The organism is Flavobacterium sp. UBA4854 (assembly GCF_002399805.1).
In the GTDB taxonomy this organism is placed as follows: Bacteria; Bacteroidota; Bacteroidia; order Flavobacteriales; family Flavobacteriaceae; genus Flavobacterium; species Flavobacterium ginsengisoli.
Genome location: NZ_DHEI01000056.1, coordinates 1 through 10,318, shown reverse-complemented (window position 1 = coordinate 10,318; position 10,318 = coordinate 1). Strand labels below are relative to the sequence as shown.

The 10,318-nt window shown below is 34.1% G+C and carries 7 protein-coding genes; 5 read left to right on the top strand and 2 right to left on the bottom strand.

The window, feature by feature from the left end:
* The coding region (locus B3J44_RS08340) for a SusC/RagA family TonB-linked outer membrane protein (RefSeq protein WP_286967749.1) at positions 1–2,279 on the bottom strand (2,279 nt) is incomplete at its 3' end.
* A gap of 315 nt (positions 2,280–2,594) precedes the next feature.
* A complete protein-coding gene (locus B3J44_RS08335) occupies positions 2,595–3,473 on the bottom strand; it encodes an AraC family transcriptional regulator (protein ID WP_198856694.1) in 879 nt (292 codons plus the stop codon).
* Between the two features lie 307 nt (positions 3,474–3,780).
* Here B3J44_RS08335 and B3J44_RS08330 point away from each other — a divergent pair, with 307 nt between their 5' ends.
* Genes B3J44_RS08330 through B3J44_RS08310 form a run of 5 tightly spaced genes read left to right on the top strand, consistent with a single transcriptional unit; the run spans position 3,781 to position 9,986 of the window.
* Positions 3,781–4,917: a glycoside hydrolase family 26 protein gene (locus B3J44_RS08330; RefSeq protein ID WP_286967746.1), complete on the top strand. Its 1,137-nt coding sequence runs from the start codon at positions 3,781–3,783 to the stop codon at positions 4,915–4,917.
* A gap of 38 nt (positions 4,918–4,955) precedes the next feature.
* Positions 4,956–6,341 carry an MFS transporter gene (locus B3J44_RS08325; protein ID WP_286967744.1) on the top strand — a complete coding sequence of 462 codons (1,386 nt, stop codon included), beginning with the start codon at positions 4,956–4,958 and terminating at the stop codon, positions 6,339–6,341.
* A gap of 26 nt (positions 6,342–6,367) precedes the next feature.
* Positions 6,368–7,558 (top strand): glycosidase, encoded by a 1,191-nt coding sequence (locus B3J44_RS08320; protein ID WP_286967743.1) that lies wholly within the window; start codon positions 6,368–6,370, stop codon positions 7,556–7,558.
* Between the two features lie 6 nt (positions 7,559–7,564).
* On the top strand, positions 7,565–8,755 hold the full coding sequence (locus tag B3J44_RS08315; RefSeq protein ID WP_286967741.1) for an AGE family epimerase/isomerase: 1,191 nt from the start codon (positions 7,565–7,567) through the stop codon (positions 8,753–8,755).
* A 1-nt stretch (position 8,756) separates the two neighbouring features.
* On the top strand, positions 8,757–9,986 hold the full coding sequence (locus tag B3J44_RS08310; protein WP_286967740.1) for a glycoside hydrolase family 26 protein: 1,230 nt from the start codon (positions 8,757–8,759) through the stop codon (positions 9,984–9,986).
* The last annotated feature ends 332 nt before the right edge of the window (positions 9,987–10,318 follow it).

The following is a 10,318-nucleotide window of genomic DNA, read 5'->3' as shown; positions in this document are numbered from 1 at the left end:
CTTCCTAAATTCACATTTGGCGCTCCTAAACCTCCTTGATAAGCATCTGTACCAGTAACATAATAAGGTAATGGCAAAACAAATAAAAATCCTTCTGATTCTTTTCTATATACATCAACCGTTGCTTGAAGTTTAGAATTAAAAAGTGTAAAATCTAGACCAAGGTTAGTTTGTTTAGAAGTTTCCCAAGTTAAGCCAGGGTTTGCAATATTATTTACAGTAAAGAAATTTCCCATTGCAGATTTTATTGCTCGAACTGTACTCATATAACCTGCACCACCAATATTTTGGTTTCCAGTTTCTCCATATCCAGCTCTAAATTTGATATTGTCAATATACTCTTTAGTGCCTTCCATAAACTTTTCGTTTGAAAGTTTCCAATAACCAGAAACAGAAGGAAAGTAACCCCATTTTTCTCCAGGTCCAAAATTAGAACTTCCATCAGCTCTCATTGTTGCCTGCAAACCATAACGGTTATCAAAATCGTAATTAAAAGATCCAAAGAAAGAGTATAAAGAAGAACTTCCTTTATATTCTGAAGCCACAACTGTATCAGGATCTCCTAAACTAATAGAATGGATATCATTACTTAATAAGCCTGAAACCGATTGTGAGTTTCCGTTCCAATGGCTATCATTAGCCTCTTGACCAACTAATACATTAAAATGATGTTTGTCTAAATCAGTCTTGTAAGTTAAAACGTTTTTAACGTTCATACCATACCAATTGTTAGCTCTTTCAACAAGCGAATTAGTTTCTCTAACTGCCGATCCCCATTTGTAAGTAGGTTGAAACCCTTCGAAATTATCAATATTAGTAGATCCTCCAAAATCAAAACGATACTCTAATCCTTTTGCTATTCTAAAATTAGCATAAAAGTTTCCAAGGAAATTCTTTTTAATCAACTTATTAGTATTCATCAAAGCCGAAGCTACAGGATTAATCCAAACTCCGATTGATCCATCTGCTGGTGGACCAGCATAATTACCATTAGTATCTTTTACTGCAACATCTGGAGTAGACAAAATAGATGTACTAATAATACCATTACTTGCACCATTAATTGTAATATCCTCGTTAGTTATACCTGTTCCAATAGAAACACCAACAGTCAGCCAGTCTTTTATTTTACTGTCTACGTTCGTTTTAAAATTATATCTTTTAAATCCAGAACCAATTACAATACCTTCTTGATTTACATAACCTCCAGAAATATAATAAGTCGTACCATCTTTTGCTCCTGAGAAAGAAATCTGATGGTTAGTCATTATTGCTGTTTTATAAATTTCATCTTGCCAGTTTGTCCCTTTACCTAAAACAGACGGAACAGCAAACTCATCTCTAGGCGTTACACCATAAACCCCTGCTAAAGCATTTTGCTGCGCCGCATATTGGCTCAAAGTCATCGTATCTAATAAACGTGTAACATTTTGAATAGACATGAAGGAATCAAAAGTGATCTTTCCTGAGCCTTTCTTACCTCTTTTTGTTGTAATAATTACAACCCCATTTGATGCTCTAGAACCATAAATTGCTGTTGCAGATGCATCTTTCAAAATATCCATTGTCTCGATATCATTTGGATTTAAAAATGCAATAGGGCTAGAAGTAACGTTTCCTGTATTTGTTCCTAAGTAACCAGTTACAATAGAACCACCTGTGTTTGTATTAGAAGCATCTCCAGAAATTGGAATACCATCTATGATATACAATGGCTCATTTGTTCCAGAAATAGAAGTCGTTCCACGTATTTTAACCGAAACACTACCTCCAGGCTGACCAGAGTTATTCGTAACTGAAACCCCTGCAGCACGTCCTTGTAACAATTGATCTACAGACACCTGTGGAGTATCAGCAAAATCTTTAGAGGTTACTGTAGAAACAGCCCCCATTAAGTCCTTTTTCTTTACACTTCTATATCCTACGTTTACTAGAACCTCACGCAAATCTTCGGCGCTAAGTTTCAGAACAACATTGACTGTTCCTCCGTTTTTAACGTTGATTGTTTGTGCAACATATCCAATAAATGAAACAGAAATAGTAGAATTTGCAGGTGCTTCAATAGAATATTTTCCATCAAAGTCTGTCGAAGCCGTCTTCTTTGTACCGGTAACTACGATATTGGCACCTGGTATAGATAACCCCTTTTCATCAGATACAGTTCCCGAAACCTTTACCTGAGCCGTAATAAAATTACTAGTCAGTAACAAAAATAATATCAAAGGAACGGCTCTGTGGTCAGCCATCCAATGAATGAAGCTAGTCATTAGTTTTTTCATAATAAGTGTTTGGTTAGTTAAATTTGTTTTTTTCTATAATCTAAAAGCAAATGCCAGGGTAATTTTTACGTTTTAAATTATTTAACAAATCTATAACAGAGAGGGTTATCAAATCAATAGTATTATATCATTTAATGATAATATTTTTACCAGAGACGATTAAAAAAACACATATGAAAATAAAACCATTAAAATTTTAAATTATTCTCAATTACACCACTCTCAAAAACCCAAACAATGAATTAAAAACAACGAAAACCCAAAAATCAAACGTTTTCGTTAAAAATAATATTTAGTAGTGACAAAAAAGTATCACTATAAAATACGCTTTAGACCTGAAAATTCTTCTCGATATTGACTTGGCGTACAATTTTTTGTTGCCTTAAAACTGCGATTGAAGTTAGCAATATTATTAAACCCAGATTTAAAAGCAACTTCAGAAACACTCATATCTTTCTCAACCAACCAACGCGCAGCATAACCAATACGAATATCATTTATATAATTGACAAAAGTTTTTCCTGTTCTTTTTTTTATAAATCGATTAAAAGAAATTATCGACATACTCGCCACATTTGCCACATCTTCTAGAGTGATTTTTTCAGCAAAGTGTTTTTGCACATACTCATAAACCAATTTCATTTTATCGTAATCATCAAAAGTATCATAGTCTACCGTATAAGTCGAAAGCAAACGCTGATTTCTAGAATTGGCAAGATCATATAATAAAGAAGTTATTTCAAGAAAATAATCCATACCATCCAATTTAGATAGTCTCACAAGCCTTGGCGTTAATTCTTCTGCTGTTTTCTTCGAAAAAAGAATTCCGTGAATCGATCTATTAAACATATCTCGAATCGGATTCATAATACGTCTTGACAACAAAGATTCATGAAATAAATCATTATGAAACTGAATTGTTATTTCGTGTATTTTTTTACTTGTACATTTATTTAGCTCCCAACCGTGATATAAATTCGGACCAATTAAAACCAATTCGACATTATCGATTTCTTCAATATTATCTCCTACAACTCTCTTCACTCCTTTTCCGTTTTGAATAAAATTGATCTCGAATTCTGGATGATAATGAACCGGAAAATCAAAACTATCTTTCACGCGATCAAAAACCAAAAAGCTATCACTCGCAGCAAGCGGTGCTATTTCTCTATAAAAATTTTTCGTACTACCCATCTTAAAAATTATTTTCAGGAAAACAATATTTGTCTTTTTTGATTGCAATAATATGATATATAATTGATAAAATAATATTAATTACAGTATAATCATCCGTTTATCTTTGAAAAAGTTAATTTATCATTTCTTTAAAAAGAATATTAATAATAAACATTAATCATTTTTTATTAAATAACTTTTTATAGTTTTAATAATTTTAACAATAATAACATAGAGAATTTTGGATAAAAAAATCGCTATATTTTAAAAACTATAAACTCTTGTTTAGTCAGCTTTTAGCTAAACAATCAACTAATATTTTTCGATGAAAAAACATTTTTTAACGCTTTTAACTGTAACTCTAATAGCAAGTTCATGTATGTCTCAAAAAAGCACTAGTAATACTAATTTGTCACTTTCAGATAAAAAAGCAACAACTGAAACTAAATCTTTATATAAAGAACTTAACACTTTAACTCAAAAAGGGTTCTTATTCGGACATCAGGATGATTTGGCTTATGGCGTTAAATGGAAATATGAAGATGGGCGAAGCGATATAAAAGATGTTGTCGGTGATTATCCTGCAGTATATGGATGGGATATTGCCGGCTTAGAAAATGATAGTCCAAATAATATCGATGGCGTACCTTTTACTAAAATGAAACAGTATATTATTGAAGCAAATGCAAGAGGCGGAATTTCTACAATAAGCTGGCATTTTGACAACCCTGCAACAGGAAAAAACGCTTGGGATAACGCGCCAAACTCTTTAAAAACAATTTTGCCTGGAGCCGAAAATCATAAAAAATTCACTTCATGGTTAGATAAAGCAGCTGTTTTCTTTTTGTCTTTAAAAGATAAGAATGGTAAAAACATTCCGATTCTCTTTAGACCTTTTCACGAACTTACCGGCGGATGGTTTTGGTGGGGAAAAGGAAATTGCACATCAGAAGAATTTAAAACCGCTTGGAAATTTACCTTTGATTATCTTCAGAAAAAAGGCGTTCATAATTTAATCTATGTTTACAATACGGGAAGTTTTGGAAACGAAAATGATTTCTTAACCAATTATCCAGGAGACAATTACGTCGATATTTTAAGTTTTGACAGTTACCAAAATAATACTGATTCAAATGGAGAAAAATTCATCTCTGAAGTTCAGAACCAATTTAAAATATTGAATGAAATAAGCCTAAAAAAGCATAAACCAATGGCTTTGGCAGAAGCTGGCTATGAAGCAGTTCCAGACCCAAAATGGTGGACAGGAACTTTATTGAAAGCCATTGGAGATTATAAAATTTCTTATGTCCTGTTATGGAGAAATCATGGTTGGCAAGAAAAAGAACAAAAAATGCATTACTATGCTCCTTTTAACGGACAAGTAAGCGAGAAAGATTTCATAGATTTTTACAATCTCGACCAAACAATCTTTGAGAAAGACATTCAGAAAAAATTAAAATAATCGCCCCAAAATAAATTACAATCTTTAAAAGAAATCTAATGCACGACAAAATTAGTTTAAAAGAAAAAATTGGTTACGGACTTGGAGACGCTGCTTCATCTATGTTTTGGAAAATTTTCAGCATGTATCTGTTATTTTTCTACACCGACGTTTTCGGATTAGCGCCTGCCATAGTAGGAACTATGTTTTTAATTACTAGAATCTGGGATTCTTGCTTTGACCCAATTGTTGGAATTCTAGCCGATAGAACCAAAAGCAAATGGGGAAAATTTAGACCTTATTTACTTTGGGTAGCAATACCTTTTGCCGTGATTGGAGTTCTAACTTTTTACATTCCTGATTTTGACGAAAAAGGAAAAATCATCTATGCTTATGTGACATATTCCTTAATGATGATGATTTATTCTTTAATCAATGTTCCTTACGCATCACTTTTGGGCGTAATGTCTTCAGACAGAAAAGAAAGAAATACACTTTCTTCTTACCGTATGGTTTTTGCCTTTGGAGGAAGTCTTTTAGCGCTTTGGCTAATTGAGCCCTTAGTAAATTATTTCGGTGGAAATTTAAATTCAAAAACTGGTTGGCTGGCTACAATTGCCGTTTTCGGATTAATCACAACCATCTTTTTCTGGGCTTGTTTTTTATTCACTAAAGAAAGAATTAAGCCAATTGAAAATGAACAAAACAACTTAAAAGAAGATTTAAAAGATCTTCTAAAAAATAGACCTTGGTGGATTTTGCTTGGAGCAGGAATTGGCGCATTAGTTTTCAATTCTATTCGTGATGGTGCAGCAGTTTACTATTTTAAGTATTATGTAAGCAGTACTATAAACTTCGATTTTTCTCTTTTCGGAACCGATTTCCATATGACTCCAACTTCAATTTATTTGGTTTTAGGACAAGCAGCAAACATCATTGGAGTAATCATTGCAACGCCAATTGCAAATAAAATTGGCAAGAAAAAAACTTTCTTCGGAGCGATGACTTTGGCTGCCATTTTAAGCCTGATTTTCTATGTATTCGGAAAAGAAGATGTTTTCCTAATCATGAGTTTCCAAGTTTTAATCAGTATTTGTGCCGGATGTATTTTCCCATTAATCTGGTCAATGTATGCCGACAGTGCCGATTATTCGGAATGGAAACAAGGACGTAGAGCAACAGGATTGGTTTTCTCAGCTTCGTCAATGTCACAAAAATTCGGATGGACAATTGGTGGCGCTGGAGCGGGATGGCTTTTAGGCTATTACGGTTTTCAAGCCAATGTCGAGCAGACAGCAACAGCTCAAAACGGAATTCAATTAATGCTCAGTATTCTACCCGCAATTGCGGCTGCGGTATCAGTAGCTTTCATAGTATTTTACCCTCTATCAGAAGAAAAATTACAGATTATAGAACAGGATTTAAACGAAAAGAGAAATCATTAAAAAACAAAGACAAAGAATCAATTTATATGACAACAATAACATCTTCAGCCACTTTTCAAGAAAGAAAATTGGCATTAGAAAAACAACATAAAACTCTGCTTGAACAAAAAAACGAGCCTCAGCAAACTGTTGGAAACGGAATATACGAACGATATAAAAATCCAGTTGTTACAGCAGAACATATTCCGTTAAATTGGCGCTTCGATTTTAACGAAGAATCCAATCCGTTTTTACAGGAAAGAATCGGTATGAATGCGGCTTTTAACGCTGGAGCAATGAAATGGAATGGCAAATATTTAATGGCTGTTCGCGTAGAAGGAATTGACAGAAAATCGTTTTTTGCTATCGCAGAAAGTCCAAACGGAATCGATAATTTCAAGTTTTGGGATAAACCATGCGTGATTCCACAAACAGAAGAACCAGATACAAACGTATACGATATGCGTTTAATCCATCATGAAGACGGATTTGTTTACGGGATTTTTTGTACCGAAAGAAAAGATCCAAAAGCGCCAAAAGGAGATACAAGTTCGGCAGTAGCCAACGCAGGAATCGTTCGTTCTAAAGATTTGGTAAATTGGGAAAGACTTCCTGATTTAATTTCAAATACGGGACAACAGCGAAATGTAGTATTACATCCAGAATTTGTAAACGGAAAATATGCTTTATACACACGTCCGCAAGATGGTTTTATCGATGTTGGATCAGGTGGCGGAATCGGTTTAGGATATGTTGACAATATGGCAAATCCTGTAGTAAAAGACGAAAAAATCATTTTTGGCAAACATTATCATACGATTTACGAATTAAAAAATGGCCTTGGCCCTGCTCCTATTAAAACTTCAAAAGGCTGGTTGCATTTAGCACACGGAGTTAGAAATACTGCCGCCGGCTTACGCTATACCTTGTATATGTTCATGACCGATTTAAATGATATTTCTAAAGTAACTCACGTTCCAGCTGGACATTTTATGGGACCTGAAGGAATTGAAAGAGTTGGAGACGTTTCGAATGTTTTATTCTCTAACGGATGGATCGAAGACCAAGACGGAACGGTTTATATTTACTACGCTTCATCAGATACACGCATGCACGTAGCGGTTTCTTCTGTAGATAAACTTGTAGATTATGTAATAAATACTCCATCAGATACTTTTATTTCTGCAGGTTCTGTGCAAACCATTATTAAACAAATCGAAAAAAATAACGCAATTTAAAATACCGTGTCATTACAAAGAAAGCTTTTAAAATCGGAATTAACCGCAGAACTCAATTCCATTCTAAAATATTGGTCGGAGCGCACTATTGACGATCAAAATGGAGGTTTTGTTGGTCAAATCGATTTTAACGATCATATTATTACGAATGCAGAAAAAGGTTCGGTTTTAAACGCCCGAATTCTTTGGACATTCTCTGCCAGCTACACAACCACAAAAAACGAAAACCACAAAAAACTGGCAGAAAGAGCATTCGAATTTCTCGCAGCTTATTTTTATGACACAAAATTTGGAGGTCTTTTTTGGAGTATAAATGAGGATAAAACTCCAAAAGACACCAAAAATCAAATTTATGCTTTAGCATTTGCTATTTATGGCTTGTCTGAATATTATGCTATTTCAAAAGAAGAACGAGCTTTAGAATTGGCTAAAAACTTATACGCTAAAATTCAGGAACACAGCTACGATCCTGTAAATAAAGGCTACCTTGAAGCTTTTACCAGAGATTGGCAACCAATTGAAGATTTGCGTTTAAGTGTAAAAGATGCCAACGAAAAGAAAACCATGAACACGCATCTTCATATTATTGAGGGTTATGTGAATTTATATAAAGTCTGGAAAGACGAGAAACTGCTGCACGATATTATCGAATTATTAGAAACTATCGAAAAGCATTTTATCAATCCAGAAACAGGGCATTTGCATTTGTTTTTTGATGAAAACTGGAATGAAAAGCCAGATGTGATTTCGTATGGACATGATATCGAAGCCGCTTGGCTCTTACAGCAATGTGCAGAAATTTCGGGAAATGAAACTTTAATTGCCAATTTTAAAAAATACGCCATTCAGATAGCCGAAGCCACTAAAGAAGGCCTTGACTTTGATGGCGGATTATGGTACGAATATGATCCCGAAAAAAAAGAATTAATTGCCGAAAAACATTGGTGGCCACAAGCAGAAGCATTAATTGGTTTCTACAATGCATATCAATTAACTAATAAAGAAGAATATCTAGACATTGTTTACAAAATCTGGAAATTCACAAAGAAACACATGATCGATCATCACAACGGAGAATGGTTCTGGGGCATCTACGAGGATTATTCTACAATGAAAAAAGACAAAGCTGGATTTTGGAAATGTCCATATCATAACGGCCGCGCTTGCCTAGAACTTATTAATCGAATTAAAGACTAAAATGAAAACAACATTTCTTAAAATAGCATTTCTCAGCCTCTCGATTTTAACTATTATGAGCTGTTCTTCAGACAATGAAGACCCTGGCAAAGTAATTGTTGATCCGCCAATGCAAGACGATCCTTTAACGACATCAAATACGACAAATTATATGGTCGATGCCAGTGCTACAAAAGAAACTGTTGCTTTATTTTATAACTTAAAAAGACTAGCACAAACCAAAACAGCAATCGGTCAGCAAGATGCTTTCAATAGCTTTTATCAAGATGCTGGTGGAGATTCTGATATTAAAAAAAACACAGGTTTTGATCCAGCAGTTCTGGGTTCAGATTTTATGTTTATTACCGATAAAAACAATAACGGACAAAGCAATAATTGGTTTTACCAGCAGGAACAAAAAATTATTGCCGATACAAAGGCCGCTTACGCGAAAGGAATAATCAATACTTTCAGTTGGCATTTGAGAGAACCTTACAGCGAAGATTCTTTCTATACAGCCGATATGACTTCAGAGCAGAAATCGACCGCTTTTAGAAGCATTCTTCCTGGTGGAGCAAACAACGAATGGTACAAGAAAAAACTAGATAAAGTTGCCAGCGTAGTTTCAAATTTAAAAGGTTCTAATGGCGAATTGATTCCGATAATTTTTAGACCTTTTCATGAATTTGATGGAAGCTGGTTTTGGTGGGGAGCCGATTTTTGTACTGCTGATGAATACAAAAAAGCCTATCAGTTTACAGTTGATTATTTAAAAAACACAAAAGGCGTTCATAATATTTTATATGCTTTTTCTCCCGACAACTCTTATACAACTGAAGCCAATTATCTAAGCCGTTATCCAGGCGATAAATATGTTGATATTATCGGAATGGATAATTATGGAGACTTCAATAATCAAGGGCAAACGGGATCTGACAGAGCAAATACAAAACTTAAAATTCTTTCTGATTACGCTAAAGCGAAAGTGAAAATCGCCGCCTTAACCGAAACAGGTTATCGTGTAACTAGCACAAATCCAGCCATTACCGATTGGTTTTCTTCACTTTTATACAACGCGTTAACCAAAAATGACATCCAAATAAGTTATGTAATGTTCTGGAACAATAATACTGATGGTTATTATGTTCCGAATGGTTCGGTTTCGAATGCAGCAGATTTTAAAACTTATAGCTTGAAAACAAAATCAGCTTTGGTGAATTCTCTGCCAAAGATGTATGAAATGCCGAAATAACTTTTTGTTTCAGATTTCAAGTTTCAGCTTCACACTAAAACGCGTAAAATAACGGATTGCCCTAGCCCCGATAGAAGTGAAAATCCTTTTATTTTTTTCTTTTAAAAAATAAAAGATTGTAACGGATAGCGGGATTAGCTCCTTAAAATATAAATTATGAAAAACAGATTTTTAAAAACCCTTTCTCTAGCTTTAATTTTCTCAACAATAGCTTGTCAAGCACAAGAAAAAATTACGGTAAAAGGAAACCAATTTTACAAAGGCGACAAACCTTATTCTTATATCGGAACCAATTATTGGTACGGGAGCATGTTGGCTTCTAAAAAAATAGG